The sequence below is a fragment of the Wolbachia endosymbiont (group A) of Aleiodes leptofemur genome, assembly GCF_964028465.1.
Classification (GTDB): Bacteria; Pseudomonadota; Alphaproteobacteria; order Rickettsiales; family Anaplasmataceae; genus Wolbachia; species Wolbachia pipientis.
Window position 1 is genome coordinate 464,408 of sequence record NZ_OZ034782.1, and the last position, 12,581, is coordinate 476,988.

Genomic DNA, 12,581 nt, shown 5'->3' on the forward strand with positions numbered 1-12,581 from the left:
AACAGACCGTAATATGCTACTGGCCTGCTATAGCCATAAACACATATCTTATCGCATTCGGACTATTATAAGAAAGGCTATACAATCAGATAATAGCAAAGAAGGGGAAAAAACCAGCACCACCAGTGCAGAACAAGGAACTGATGTACAAGACAACGATGTAGGTCCTGTTGCTTCCACAGAACCTGCACAAACAGAAGAACAGCCGAGCTCTTTTTTTGGTAGTTTGTTTAGTATACTTATGAAGCCTTTTTCATTAATTGCATCATTTTTTGGTGGTTTTTTTTCATGGTTGTTTGGGTCTGACGAAGAAAAGTCTGACACACAACCTTATGATGATTCTTCTTCACCTGGGGTCGATCAATCAGTTGAACAAAATAATGGTGATCATAATGACCAGAGCAATGTGATTTGATAGTGATCTTCTACCGGAAAAGGTGTCATCCCAGTGCTTGACACTGGGATGGCTTTGTTGCATCGCTAGCTATGATGGATTAAAGATAAAAAAGATAGCGAATATCAGTAGCTTATTATTCTGGTATTTATAACAAGAACGGTCAATGAATACCTAAATTTGAGTAAAAGAAATTTCACTACCATTTACCAATCCGGCTAAAGTTCAAGAATTTCAATGCTTTAGCTATTTTCAATAGAATTAAATTTATTAATATAAATAACAAATTACTATTCTTAAATTTGATCAGATTGATTGCAAAAAAACAAGATTTTCAATAGGTTGCTTATAATCCTAACTATAGTTAGCCTTTCATAAGTAGCGATGCAACAAAGCCATTCCAGTGTCAAGTGCTGGAATGACATCCTCTCTAAGTAGCCTCCTTCTCCTGTTATCCCAGTGCGTGACACTGGGATCTCATTTTACTTTATGATGATGTCATGAAAGTAGCTGACATTGGGATCCAGAAGACTTAATTTCAACCAAATAATAAAGGCTAGATCCCAGTGTCACGCACTGGGATGACAAAAAAAGGAGCACTGGAATGACACCATCTTGGATGGAAATAACGTCACGCGCTGGAATGACAAAGAAGAGTGGGCTTTCATATGGTTATGCAAGAGGTTTACTGAATGCAACCTAACTTCTCACACACACATTTTACCACATGATCAGCGTTGATATTAAAATGCTCATAAAGTGTTTTATAAGGTGCTGATTCTCCGAAGCTTTTCATGCCAATAAATATACCGTTTGAACCTATGTATTTATGCCAACCCATTTCACTTCCGGCTTCAATTGCAACTTTAATGCTGTCATTATTTAATATTGCCGCTTTATATTCATCGCTTTGCTCGTCAAAAAGCCTCCAGCATGGCATAGAAACAATCCTTGTACCTATACCCTTTTCCTGCAATTTCTCCCTTGCTTCAACTGCAATTTCAACCTCGGACCCCGTAGCAAATATCGTCACTTTTAATTCTTTTGAACATTCACACAAAATATATGCACCAAACTTCGATAAATTAGCAGATTGATCGATATCAGAGTAGAACTTGCGCATGTAACTTACGTTTTGCCTTGAGAGCGCAAACAGTGCTGGAGATTCTTTCTTTTCGAGTGCAATGCTAACACACTCCAGAGTTTCAACTGCATCGGCTGGCCTAAAAACATATAGATTTGGTATAGCACGCAAAGAGGCTAAATGCTCTATTGGCTGATGAGTCGGGCCATCTTCTCCCACTCCAATTGAGTCGTGAGTCATGACATACATAACCTGCTGCTTCATCAGAGCTGAAAGACGTATAGCAGGACGACAATAGTCGGAAAATACCAAAAAAGTGCCGCCATAAGGAAGAATCGCGCCGTGAAGTGCCATACCATTCATACATGCTGCCATAGCGTGCTCTCTCACTCCATAGTGGACATAAGAGCCACTATAATTATTGCTATTTATTACCTGCATGTGCTCATATTTAGTGCAATTTGACCCGGTAAGATCAGCAGAACCGCCGATTAATTCCGGCATAGACTCAGTTAAAAGTTCCATTACTCTGCCGAAAGAAGATCGAGTAGCTTCGTTTGGCATTAGCTCACATATTTGTTTCTTCAGGTCAGCTAAAACACCAGCGATATTATCTGGTAGATGTTTATCTAACCGTCTTTGAAGTTCTGCATGATACCCTGTCATCCCAGCATTCTCTTCTGTCATCCCAGTACTCTCTCTTGTCATCCCAGTGCTTGACACTGGGATCCATTCTTTTTCTTCTTTCCTGGTCACGCGCTGGAATGACATCGTGTAGTTTTGTTTTGCTCTCTCAACAGTTTTCTTCCAGGCATTTTTCACATCTTCTGGTACATGGAATGGTTCATAATTCCAGTTTAATTTCTCTCTCATCTGTTTTATGTCTTCCTCCGAAAAAGCACCACTGTGAGCAGAGGATGTGCCAGCACGGCTTGAAAATTTTCCGATAATAGTTTTGCAGCAGACCATTGTAGGTTTATCAGACTTTTTTGCTTGCTCTATTGCAAGGGATATGGCATCAAAATCATGGCCATCAATTTTGTCAACATTCCATCCATACGCTAAGAAGCGTTTCTCTACATCGTCAGAACAGGAAAGGCAAGTAGCGCCATCTATAGAAATATCATTATCATCAAAAAGAGCTATAAGCTTATTCAATTTAAGATGCCCAGCAAGTGATGCTGCTTCATGGCTTATTCCTTCCATAAGACAGCCATCCCCTAGCATCACATAAGTGTAGTGATTGATTCTAAACTGCTTTTCAAGTATCGATTCAGCAAGTGCCATGCCAACAGCAGCGGCAAACCCCTGACCGAGCGGGCCTGTTGTTGCCTCTACCCCGGAAGTCAAGCCGAACTCTGGATGACCTGGGGTCTTGGATCCCATTTGTCTGAAGTTTTTTAGCTCATCTACGCTAATATAACCTGTCAAATATAATATTGAGTATAGTAACATTGACCCATGACCGTTTGATAAAACAAAGCGATCTCTATTGAACCATTTAGAATCATCAGGATTATGATTCAGATATTTAGCAAACAAAACAGTTGCAACATCTGCCATGCCAAGTGGCATACCTGGGTGTCCAGAGTTTGCTTTTTGTACTGCATCAATTGATAAAAAACGGATGGCGTTTGCCATAGATTTTAAATGTGAATGATTCATGTGTTAATAGAAAAACTTAAAAATGAAGTATAAAAGATTATATCAGCAAAAACAAGTTGACACTGAGTGCTAAAATCCTTAATAATCTAAAGTTAAATCGTGAGAGTTTTTATATGACAACTGTTATCACTAGAAAGTATAGGATTAGCCGTAGACTTGGTGTAAATTTATGGGGTAGAGCTAAAGACCCAGTAAACAAAAGGAAATACCCTCCAGGTCAACATGGTATTCTTGGATTCAAGAAGTTATCCGACTTTGGTAAGCAGTTTGCTGCGCATAAGAAATTTAAGTTTTACTATGCGATTTCAAGTAAGCAGCTCAGACGCACATTTTTAGATGCTTATAACAGAAAGGGTTATACGGCTGATAATTTTATCGGTATCTTAGAATCGAGATTAAGTTCTGTTTTATACCACTCTGGTCTTGTTCCAACAATTTACTCAGCAAAGCAGCTCATATCTCACAAGCACGTTACAGTTAATGATAAGGTGGTTAACATATCGAGTTATCGAGTGAAGCCAGGTGATATAATAAAAATAAGAGAAAGGGCAGCAAAAATCCCTGTAGTAGTAGAGGCTGAACAAAAACAAGAGCGCAAGGCTCCGGATTATTTAGAAGCAGATAGTAAAGAGCATTCAGTGAAGTATTTGAGGTCACCTCAATATTCTGAGGTTCCTTATTCAGCAGACATGGAAGTCAATTTAGTAGTAGAGTTTTACTCTAGATAGATAAAAAAAGCCCGTGTGGCGGAATCGGTAGACGCAGCGGACTTAAAATCCGTGGGTTTTGCGACCTTGGGAGTTCAAGTCTCCCCATGGGCACCAATTTAACTTAGCAGATAAATACAAAAAAGTATGAAATGGCTTGATATAGAAGATATTGTGGAAGCTCTGGAGGAAAAATTTCCAAATGAGAATATAATTAGTATCAGATTCACTGAGCTTAAAAAAAAGGTCTTGAGTTTAGAGGAATTTGATGATGATGAAAAACGCTGTAACGAAAAAATACTCGAAGCTATTCAAGCAGCTTGGATTGAGGAAAGATTAACCGCATAGCAATAAACCATACGCAAACGGTGTGCCGTAGAGACACAAAGAATGTTCAAGTAAGAGCAAACTAAGTGCGAAAGCTACGCAATAGATGAGGGTGGGCCCCTCGGAGCCGGTTTACAAGAACAGGCTTCAAACAACCATGAGCTGCTTTGGTAAAGAGCCAAGGTAGTGAGCGTTATGGAAAAGGCGCAATTATGCGTCATGTATGAAATAGAGAGATGAACGTAAGTGAACCACTGATGAAGTGTCGAAACCGGTTGTATGACGTCAAAACCAGGGGGTCGTTTGTAACCTGGGATAAGGCTATCGGGAGCTTGTTTACTGGATAGCTGGCGTCCGGCATAAAGGTGGCATGAATCTATTTTAGGCTATTGTGTGGAACTACGGGAACCTGTCGTTTCGATGATAAGGGAGAAATCCAAGGGGCTAAACTCCAAGGATGAGAGTACCGATGCGAAAAACAGGGACGGATCAGCTCGTAGTAGTGAAGAAGTTTCTGTAATGGAAATGGAGCGAAGGGGCTGAGTTATTTAGTTTTAATTGTTTATCAACCGAAAGGGAGGAGTTAATGAATAAAACAAAGTCTTTTGATATACCAAAGCAACTTATTTGGAGAGCTTATAAACAAGTATTGAAAAATAAAGGTGCTGCTGGTGTGGATGAGGTTTCGATAACAAAGTTTGAAGAGAATCTAAAAGATAATCTATACAAACTATGGAATAGGATGTCATCCGGAAGTTATTTTCCAGAGCCGGTAAAAGCTGTTGCGATACCAAAAGATACAGGAGGGCAAAGAATTTTATGTGTTCCTTCAGTATTCGACAGGATAGGGCAAACGGCTGCTGCTATGTATCTAGAGCCGCTGGTAGAACCAAAATTTCATGAGGATTCATATGGTTATAGACCAAATAAGTCTGCACTGGATGCGGTAGATACAGCTCGTAAAAGATGCTGGAGGTACGATTGGACGATAGATCTTGATATATCTGGATTTTTCGACAATTTGGACCACGGCTTGGCATTGCAAGCTATCAAAAAGCACACAGACTGCAAATGGGTCATACTGTATGTTGAAAGCCCAGAACAGATAAAATCTGTAAAACCAAAAAGAAACTCCCTCTTTACTTTATGTTCTTTGGGTATAGTGTTATGAAGAAGCGCTTCTGCAGCTATAACCGAAACAATCAATGGTGCTATAAATGCCCGTTTGAAAGCATGGTTTTGGGGGAAATGGTAAAACCATTGATGGAGTTCTTTTTGGGCTACCTCGTTTAGAAGATTGTATAACCTAACCGTCCCAAGCTGAAGTGCTTCTTATCATAATAATATAGGAGGGATTTTATATGGCAGAAGCAAAAAGTAAATTAAAAACAATAAACCTTGATGCAGCAGGGATTGATATTGGCTCGACTGTACATTATGTATGTGTACCTGAAGGAAGAGATGAACAACGTATCCAAAAATTTGGGTGCTTTACAGTAGATCTACACAACTTAGCAAAGTGGTTAAAAAAGTGTCAGGTTAGAACTGTAGCCATGGAGTCAACTGGAGTATATTGGATTCCCTTATTTCAAATATTAGAATCACATAAATTTGAAGTAAAATTAGTAAATGCGCGACATGTCAAAAATGTGCCTGGTAGAAAGTCTGATGTTCAAGATTGTCAATGGCTGCAACAATTGCACAGCTATGGACTGCTTCAAGGATCATTTAGACCGGATAATCAAATGTGTGTACTGCGTAGTTACGTTAGACAACGTGCTAATCTAATTGAAAATGCAGCTAAACATACTCAACGTATGCAAAAAGCGCTAATTCAAATGAATATTCAATTACACAAGGTTATTAGTCATATTACTGGGATAACTGGTATGAAAATCATTGAAGCTATAATTGAAGGCGAAAGAGATCCTGAGAAATTGGCTAAATTCAGGGATGCACGAATAAAAAATGATCAGTCTACTATAGCAAAAGCGTTAGCTGGTGATTATAGAGAGGAACACTTGTTTGTGCTAAAACAAGAATATGCAGCATATACTTTTTTTCAAGAGCAAATAACGGGATGTGATAAAAGTATAGAAAATTACTATAAAACATTTGAAACAAAGTCGAATGAGAACAGGGCATTGAATAAGACACGAAAGAGAAAACAGAAGAATAGTCCAGATTTTGCCGTAGATGAAGATTTATATCGAATAACGGGGATGGATTTTACTAGAGTTCCAGGACTTGATGTATTAAGTATACAGGCTGTCATTTCAGAAACAGGTATAAATCACAATAAGAGGTTGTCCGGAAACTAGTAAATTCAAGCATATTCCCTCTTTAACATAACCCTACTCATAGCTAGGTATATGAAATTCTCAGTGGATGTTGTGAGTAAATCATACTCCTTCGATAGCCTTCTATTCCTATTAACCCAAGCAAAAGTCCTTTCTACAACCCATCTTCTTGGCTGTACTTTAAACCCTTGTTCTCTTGTTGGTATAGCTCTTTCCACAGAAGTCCGGATATGATAAGATTAAGGATAGATGGCGATAAGGAGGTTGGATGCCGGCAGCATATAGTTATGATTTAAGAAAAAAAGCAATGGAAGCACTAGACGAAGGGGAAAGCAGAGAAGCAGTGGCAGCAAGATTTAAAATTGGACGAACTACTTTGTGGGAGTGGAAGCAAAGAAAAAAAGAAACAGGCGACTTTCAGTCAAAAAACTCGGTAATGGAGGTTACAATCAGAAAATTATCGACTGGAATAAGTTTATCGAATTTGCTAAAAAACACGGTAGAAAAACTCTGTCGGAAATGGCTAAACTTTGGGGCAACGTTAGTATCGAAACGATCCACCGAGCTCTCAGAAAAATTGGATTTACGCGCAAAAAAAGACATATGGATACAAGGAAAGGAACGAAGAAAAACGTGCTGAATTCTTAAAAATTATAGCAACAAAAGAACCAGAAAACTTAGTGTATATAGATGAGTCTGGGATTGATAACACGGAGGACTATCCATATGGGTATTGCCAGAAAGGACAGCGATTTTATGCCCTAAAATCTGGAAAAAAAACTCAACGAATCAGCATGGTTGCAGCCTTAAGTAGAAGAAAGATAGTTGCTCCATTAACATTTGAAGGCCACTGTAATATGGATATTTTTAATGGATGGTTTGAGCAATTTTTGGCACCGATCTTAGAACCTGGACAAACTGTCATTCTTGATAATGCTACTTTTCATAAGTCTGATAAGCTTATCAAGCTCGCTAAAGGAGTCGGTGCAGAAATTTTGTATCTGCCGCCTTATTCTCCAGATTTTAACAAAATTGAGCATCATTGGTTTGCTATAAAAAACAGAGCCAGGAAAAACATTCCTCTATTCGAATCCTTTCGTCGTGCTGTTGATTCTGCCTTCCTATGACCTATTCGGACTATTATGAGAAATGCTATAAGAGGTTGTCCGGAAACAAGTAAAAGGCTATAATATCTGAAATTTTAGTACGGGGTAAAGATGAGAAAAAAGTATCCAACAGATCTAAGCGAAAGGGAATGGGCAAGAATAGAAAAACACTTCAGAGTATCATACAAGAAAGGAGGAAGGCCGCCAAAGTATAGCAAAAAAGAAATATTAGAAGCAATTTTCTATGTATTGCGTACAGGGTGTCAATGGCGGTATTTACCAAATGATTTTCCGCTATGGAAGACTGTGTATGAGCAGTTCAGGCAATGGAAGAAGCAGGGAATTTTTGAGAAAATGAATTATGAAATTACAAAATATAGTAGAAGAAAAATAGGAATGAATGAGCAGCCGAGTGCCTGTATAGTAGATAGTCAATCTGTAAAGACTACAGAAAAGGGGGGATCAAAGGCTATGATGGAAGTAAAAAAGTAAAGGGTAGAAAAAGGCATATAATTACAGACACTCAGGGTTTTATACTAGGTTGTTACGTAGGCGCTGCTAACGAAAATGATAGAGATGGTATTAAAATAGCATTAAACAATATGAGAACAAAATATACTAAAGTTAAAAAAATGTGGGCTGAAATGGGATACCAAGGAAGAAATTTAAAGAATCACATAAAGGAAGAATATGACATAGATATTGAAATTGTTAAAAGGCCTCCATGTAGATTTTGGGTGCACAAAGATACTCCACCTGAGCTACTACCAACAAGAGAACAAGGGTTTAAAGTACAGCCAAGAAGATGGGTTGTAGAAAGGACTTTTGCTTGGGTTAATAGGAATAGAAGGCTATCGAAGGAGTATGATTTACTCACAACATCCACTGAGAATTTCATATACCTAGCTATGAGTAGGGTTATGTTAAAGAGGGAATATGCTTGAATTTACTAGTTTCCGGACAACCTCTAACTATTGCATTCCTGAGCATTTTGATTCATCATTCTCTTTGTGAAAAACATTCCAAACTTTCTCTCCACTTTTTCTGGGTAAGGTCAGTTTCCATTTGGTTCAAACTCGGATACAATTTCCCCAGAGCTAGGTAATCTCATACCAGAACCATCTGCTGCAATAAGTCTATAGCCTCTCCAACTCAGGTTCATCCTGATAGGCTGTTTGGATGCTTAAATTCTTGAAAGCCTGTATGGCAAATCTTATACCTTGCTTTAGAAAAAGCTTGCTTTGAGGGTACATGTCAATGGCTCCATAAGTTCACATTCTATTCCCAAACTTTTTTTAACTAACTTTATAGCCTTTCTTATAATAGTCCGAATGCGATAAGATATGTGTTTATGGCTATAGCAGGCCAGTAGCATATTACGGTCTGTTCGGATTATTGTAAAAAGAGCTATAATTTGTAAGATAAGATCTTTTCCTTTTTGCATGCCTCACCTAAAAAAGACACATTTTAAACTTTTTTGTTGCAATAAAATAGAAACAAAAGTGCTGTCCCTTGCACTCTTTGGATAATTTAATGATAAAAAATTTGGAGAGAAATTTTATACACTATCGCTGATATTTTTCCTTAAGTTGACGCCATTGCCTGAACGGATACATGACAAATCTATCGTTTATCAAATCGTCGGTAAGCCTAAAGCTATAGCCATTAAGCACGATAAAGAAAATCATTCATAATCGCTATAGCAACTAGTGTAGACACTTGACGTTCCTTGTGATTTGATAAATAGAGGTTTTTATCTGACTTCACAACAAGGGCTTCTGGATGACTTTGAAAGTGAACATTACCATGCTTATCTTCAATAGCCTCTATTACCCCCTCACTGGAAAATGCTGCAACTTTATATCCAAGTGACTCCAATTTTCTTCTATTTTCTGGTGTATTACTTACTGCTCCTGAATGAGCATCTGGAAAATATGTTGAAAACCAGCCATTTTCATTAGGTATTAGGAATTTGGCTACTACTTCTGCTAAACGACTATTTGGAACGATCTTTATCTGCTGGAGAGGTACATCCTCTTTCTGTGGATTAGGTGCTGATTTTAAATGAGATCTTTGCTTCTCTTCATCACTCACAACACTCACTACTTCAATTCCCTTTGCATTCATTATGCCTTCACATATGCCAAGTAAATGAATTGCAGGGTTATCATCCACTATTTTTACAATTGCTTCAGTAACAAGCTGGCGACAAGGAGTGGGTGCTGAGTGTAAATTATCCGGAATAAATATTCTATTTATTTTGTGCTCTTTAACAAACTTTGCAACTTCAACTTTTATTCGGTCTAATGTTAGCTTCTTTGCCAATGTTTCATCTTGTTTTGCAAAGATAAGCGACTTTTCTTGGATTTCTTTTAAGTTAATTATTTTATTGTAGTCAATGAGTACGGTTTTAACTCCAAAGTTATTAAACATCTCGTAGATATTTTGAGATAGCCCAAGCTCATGTGCTTCTTCCGTTTTCAACAAACCAACAACTATGTCATTATTTACTGTATTTTCTGCCGTCAAGACAGTTGACGCTGGTTCTTCTTTTCTGGTTACATGTTGAGATGCCGGTTTTTCACTAACGCCAGCATAAGTAATATTGCTTAATAATAGAACTATAATTAATAAGATATTAAATAGTTTATTATAATATTTATATACTATGACTTGCCTCCCTAATATTTATATTACGATATAGAGTATTTTATAACAAAAAGGCAAGTTTGCCAAGAAAGAGAAGGTGGCCTGAGCAGGAATCGAACCAGCGACACAAGGATTTTCAGTCCTTTGCTCTACCAACTGAGCTATCAGGCCAACTGTATACTTTTATTTTTAGATAAAAAATGTTATTATGTCTATCAAAAGTTTTTAAAGTAGTTTATAAAAATAAAGGATGAACATTAATGACAAAATAGGAATCTACCCTGGCACATTTGACCCTATAACTTTTGGGCATCTTGACATAATCAAAAGAGCGTGTAAACTAGTCGATAAATTAATAATAGGAGTTGCAGAAAACGTTAATAAGCATACTGCCTTTGACACAAAGCTACGCACAAGCATGGCTGAAAATGAAATCAAAGGGCTAGGAATTGATGCAGATGTTATATCTTTTAATGGGTTGCTAGTGAAGTTTGCCAAAGAGCAGAATGCTTCTGTTATTATTAGGGGATTAAGAGCAGTATCGGATTTTGATTACGAGTTTCAAATGAGCTGGGTAAATTATAAACTTCTTCCTGAAATCGAAACCATATTTCTTCCTGCTTCTGAAGATACTCAATTTATCTCATCAAGCTTTGTAAAGGAAATAGCAAGATTAGGAGAAGATGTTAGCAAATTTGTATCAAAAGGTGTTCAAAACGAATTGATTAACCTGAATAGGATAAAAAATGGAGAATAGTGCTTGTTGTTTTTTATTTCTGAATGGGTATATTCAATATATAAAATGTTATAAGCTAAAGGAGCAGCATGTCAAAAGTGAGGGTTAATAATAGAAAAGTTTGTTGTCATGGTGATGAGAATGATGAGGGTTCCGGCCATCCATTAATATATTTAGATATGGGAGAAGAAGAGGAAATAGCCTGCCCTTATTGTGAAAAGACGTTTGTCCATGACTGCACTGTAGAAGCGGTTGGGGAGCTGACTAGGGATGAGCTCTAATGGCACTTCTGAAGACTTAGCTTATGTAAATAGCAATAAGAGGGGCAGTAAAAATGAAACTGTCCATACGGTCGAGCACTCCCCCATGGCCAGGTATCATATTTCCACTATCTTTAACACCGTAAGCTCTTTTAACAAGCGACTCAGTGAAATCGCCAAGTTGCGCTAGAATAGCAATTGCAAGGCCAATGATTGGAGAATAAAAAATTGAAAATAGACCAAAAAATATTGATCCAAAAATTGTGCACACTACTCCAGCTAAAATCGCACCAAGAAGTCCTGCCCAAGTTTTTCCAGGGCTAATAATTGGGCAAATTTTAGCTCCACCAAAATTCTTGCCAAACAGGTAGGCAGTAACGTCAATTCCCCAAATGGTTAAGACGAACCATACTAATGCGTATTTTCCCTGTGGTAGATTATATAAATATATTAATGAGGCGCTTGGTAGTGCAATCAATAATAATGCAAAAACGTATAAAATTTTGTTTCCCTGGGTTAGATTATACCATTCAAAAGAAGATAAAACTGCTATCGAAAAAATCAATAGGTAAAACGATAAATCACTGAAATATGTAGCAAAGGAAAATATGAATAATATTACTATTGAGGACAACATTCTAATTATAAAATTATTATCTACCATATTTTTTCTCTCTTTTTGTATAATCTTCTAATGCTTTACTCAAATCTTGACAAGAAAAATCAGGCCATAAAGTATCACAAAAATACAATTCAGCATAAGCTGCTTGCCATAATAAAAAGTTGCTTAACCTTTTTTCGCCGCCAGTGCGAATTAATAAATCCAATTTTGGCAAATCTTTAGTATACAGAAATTTTTCAAATTCCTCTTCTGATACATAAGCAATATTTTCTTTTATAATATTGCTTATAGCTTGTGTAATTTCTTGCTTTGCTCCGTAACTGACTGCCACAGTGAGTAATAAACCATCGTTCTTATGTGTCATTTCTTCTGCTTTTTTAATTTGATCCAATATTTTACTGGGTAACAGACTTAAATTGCCAATAAAATTCAACTTAATGTTACAATTGTAAATGAAATTGACTTTATCTTCATTAGTTAAAACGGAGTAAAATAAATCAAATAGACAGTCAGTTTCGTTTTTAGGTCTAAGCCAATTCTCCATAGAGAATGCATACAAAGTTAAGTAGGGTATAGTTAAGTCCGTACAATACTTGGCAATATCGTATGCAACTTCACTGCCCTTTTTATAACCATCAATTTTTACCCTTCCTTGATTGTTCGCCCATCTACCATTACCATCCATAATAATTGCTAAATGTTTCGGTAAAGATTCTTGATTCAACATTTAA

The 12,581-nt window shown here is 37.2% G+C and carries 11 protein-coding genes, 2 tRNA genes and 4 pseudogenes; 10 read left to right on the forward strand and 7 right to left on the reverse strand.

Features of this window, described 5'->3' with window-relative positions; translation table 11 throughout:
* The first annotated feature begins 13 nt into the window (after positions 1–13).
* Positions 14–415, forward strand: coding sequence for a hypothetical protein (locus ABWU67_RS02590; protein WP_353282152.1), 402 nt, complete (start codon positions 14–16; stop codon positions 413–415).
* A gap of 664 nt (positions 416–1,079) precedes the next feature.
* On the opposite strand, the gene tkt is transcribed toward ABWU67_RS02590, so the two are convergent.
* Entirely contained in the window at positions 1,080–3,143 is a 2,064-nt protein-coding gene (gene tkt, locus ABWU67_RS02595; protein WP_353282153.1) for a transketolase, read from the reverse strand.
* Between the two features lie 113 nt (positions 3,144–3,256).
* Here tkt and rpsD point away from each other — a divergent pair, with 113 nt between their 5' ends.
* The 5 genes and pseudogenes from rpsD to ABWU67_RS02620 form a co-directional block, all read left to right on the forward strand.
* Positions 3,257–3,871 carry a 30S ribosomal protein S4 gene (gene rpsD / locus ABWU67_RS02600; protein ID WP_010962555.1) on the forward strand — a complete coding sequence of 205 codons (615 nt, stop codon included), beginning with the start codon at positions 3,257–3,259 and terminating at the stop codon, positions 3,869–3,871.
* A gap of 9 nt (positions 3,872–3,880) precedes the next feature.
* Positions 3,881–3,967 (forward strand) — tRNA-Leu (locus ABWU67_RS02605).
* 30 nt (positions 3,968–3,997) lie between these two features.
* On the forward strand, positions 3,998–4,198 hold the full coding sequence (gene iscX / locus ABWU67_RS02610; protein WP_007552114.1) for a Fe-S cluster assembly protein IscX: 201 nt from the start codon (positions 3,998–4,000) through the stop codon (positions 4,196–4,198).
* Between the two features lie 565 nt (positions 4,199–4,763).
* Positions 4,764–5,348 (forward strand): reverse transcriptase domain-containing protein, encoded by a 585-nt coding sequence (locus ABWU67_RS02615; protein ID WP_353282154.1) that lies wholly within the window; start codon positions 4,764–4,766, stop codon positions 5,346–5,348.
* 190 nt (positions 5,349–5,538) lie between these two features.
* A pseudogene (locus ABWU67_RS02620) lies at positions 5,539–6,480 on the forward strand (IS110 family transposase); the annotation flags it as partial.
* 23 nt (positions 6,481–6,503) lie between these two features.
* Here ABWU67_RS02620 and ABWU67_RS02625 read toward each other — a convergent pair.
* Positions 6,504–6,683, reverse strand: a pseudogene (locus ABWU67_RS02625) (transposase); the annotation flags it as partial.
* A gap of 62 nt (positions 6,684–6,745) precedes the next feature.
* On the opposite strand from ABWU67_RS02625, the pseudogene ABWU67_RS02630 reads away from it, so the two are divergent.
* Together ABWU67_RS02630 and ABWU67_RS02635 are read left to right on the forward strand one after the other, a co-directional pair.
* Positions 6,746–7,604, forward strand: a pseudogene (locus tag ABWU67_RS02630) (IS630 family transposase).
* A gap of 90 nt (positions 7,605–7,694) precedes the next feature.
* Positions 7,695–8,527 (forward strand): IS5-like element ISWpi1 family transposase gene (locus tag ABWU67_RS02635; protein ID WP_353281801.1). Its coding sequence is split into 2 segments (ribosomal slippage): positions 7,695–8,064 and positions 8,064–8,527, totalling 834 coding nucleotides; the frame shifts between segments, so codons are not numbered across the junction.
* Positions 8,528–8,643: 116 nt separating this feature from the next.
* Here ABWU67_RS02635 and ABWU67_RS07235 read toward each other — a convergent pair.
* The 3 genes and pseudogenes from ABWU67_RS07235 to ABWU67_RS02650 all read right to left on the reverse strand — a co-directional run.
* A pseudogene (locus tag ABWU67_RS07235) lies at positions 8,644–8,892 on the reverse strand (IS4 family transposase); the annotation flags it as partial.
* A gap of 356 nt (positions 8,893–9,248) precedes the next feature.
* The gene (locus tag ABWU67_RS02645) at positions 9,249–10,112 is read right to left on the reverse strand and encodes a gamma-glutamyl-gamma-aminobutyrate hydrolase family protein (RefSeq protein WP_341821661.1); all 864 of its coding nucleotides are present in this window, start codon (positions 10,110–10,112) and stop codon (positions 9,249–9,251) included.
* Positions 10,113–10,330: 218 nt separating this feature from the next.
* Positions 10,331–10,403: transfer RNA gene (locus tag ABWU67_RS02650), tRNA-Phe, on the reverse strand.
* Positions 10,404–10,482: 79 nt separating this feature from the next.
* Between ABWU67_RS02650 and coaD the strand changes: the two genes are divergently transcribed.
* Together coaD and ABWU67_RS02660 are read left to right on the forward strand one after the other, a co-directional pair.
* Complete coding sequence (gene coaD, locus ABWU67_RS02655) at positions 10,483–10,989, forward strand: pantetheine-phosphate adenylyltransferase (protein ID WP_006279325.1); 507 nt, start codon at positions 10,483–10,485, stop codon at positions 10,987–10,989.
* A gap of 68 nt (positions 10,990–11,057) precedes the next feature.
* Positions 11,058–11,249: a zinc-finger domain-containing protein gene (locus ABWU67_RS02660; protein ID WP_006279326.1), complete on the forward strand. Its 192-nt coding sequence runs from the start codon at positions 11,058–11,060 to the stop codon at positions 11,247–11,249.
* A gap of 16 nt (positions 11,250–11,265) precedes the next feature.
* Here the strand turns inward: ABWU67_RS02660 and ABWU67_RS02665 are convergent, their stop codons facing one another.
* Both ABWU67_RS02665 and uppS read right to left on the reverse strand, forming a co-directional pair.
* Entirely contained in the window at positions 11,266–11,892 is a 627-nt protein-coding gene (locus tag ABWU67_RS02665) for a phosphatidate cytidylyltransferase (protein ID WP_010082212.1), read from the reverse strand.
* Positions 11,882–12,577, reverse strand: coding sequence for a polyprenyl diphosphate synthase (gene uppS / locus ABWU67_RS02670; protein ID WP_006279327.1), 696 nt, complete (start codon positions 12,575–12,577; stop codon positions 11,882–11,884). Before uppS ends, ABWU67_RS02665 begins: the two co-directional genes overlap by 11 nt.
* Between the last annotated feature and the right edge of the window lie 4 nt (positions 12,578–12,581).

Bases quoted from the DNA above. Each gene is read 5' to 3' on its own strand.
- ABWU67_RS02590 (WP_353282152.1), top strand. From the start codon at position 14: ATGCTACTGGCCTGCTATAGCCATAAACACATATCTTATCGCATTCGG.
- tkt (WP_353282153.1), bottom strand. From the start codon at position 3,143: ATGAATCATTCACATTTAAAATCTATGGCAAACGCCATCCGTTTTTTA.
- rpsD (WP_010962555.1), top strand. From the start codon at position 3,257: ATGACAACTGTTATCACTAGAAAGTATAGGATTAGCCGTAGACTTGGT.
- iscX (WP_007552114.1), top strand. From the start codon at position 3,998: ATGAAATGGCTTGATATAGAAGATATTGTGGAAGCTCTGGAGGAAAAA.
- ABWU67_RS02615 (WP_353282154.1), top strand. From the start codon at position 4,764: ATGAATAAAACAAAGTCTTTTGATATACCAAAGCAACTTATTTGGAGA.
- coaD (WP_006279325.1), top strand. From the start codon at position 10,483: ATGAACATTAATGACAAAATAGGAATCTACCCTGGCACATTTGACCCT.
- ABWU67_RS02660 (WP_006279326.1), top strand. From the start codon at position 11,058: ATGTCAAAAGTGAGGGTTAATAATAGAAAAGTTTGTTGTCATGGTGAT.
- ABWU67_RS02665 (WP_010082212.1), bottom strand. From the start codon at position 11,892: ATGGTAGATAATAATTTTATAATTAGAATGTTGTCCTCAATAGTAATA.
- uppS (WP_006279327.1), bottom strand. From the start codon at position 12,577: ATGTTGAATCAAGAATCTTTACCGAAACATTTAGCAATTATTATGGAT.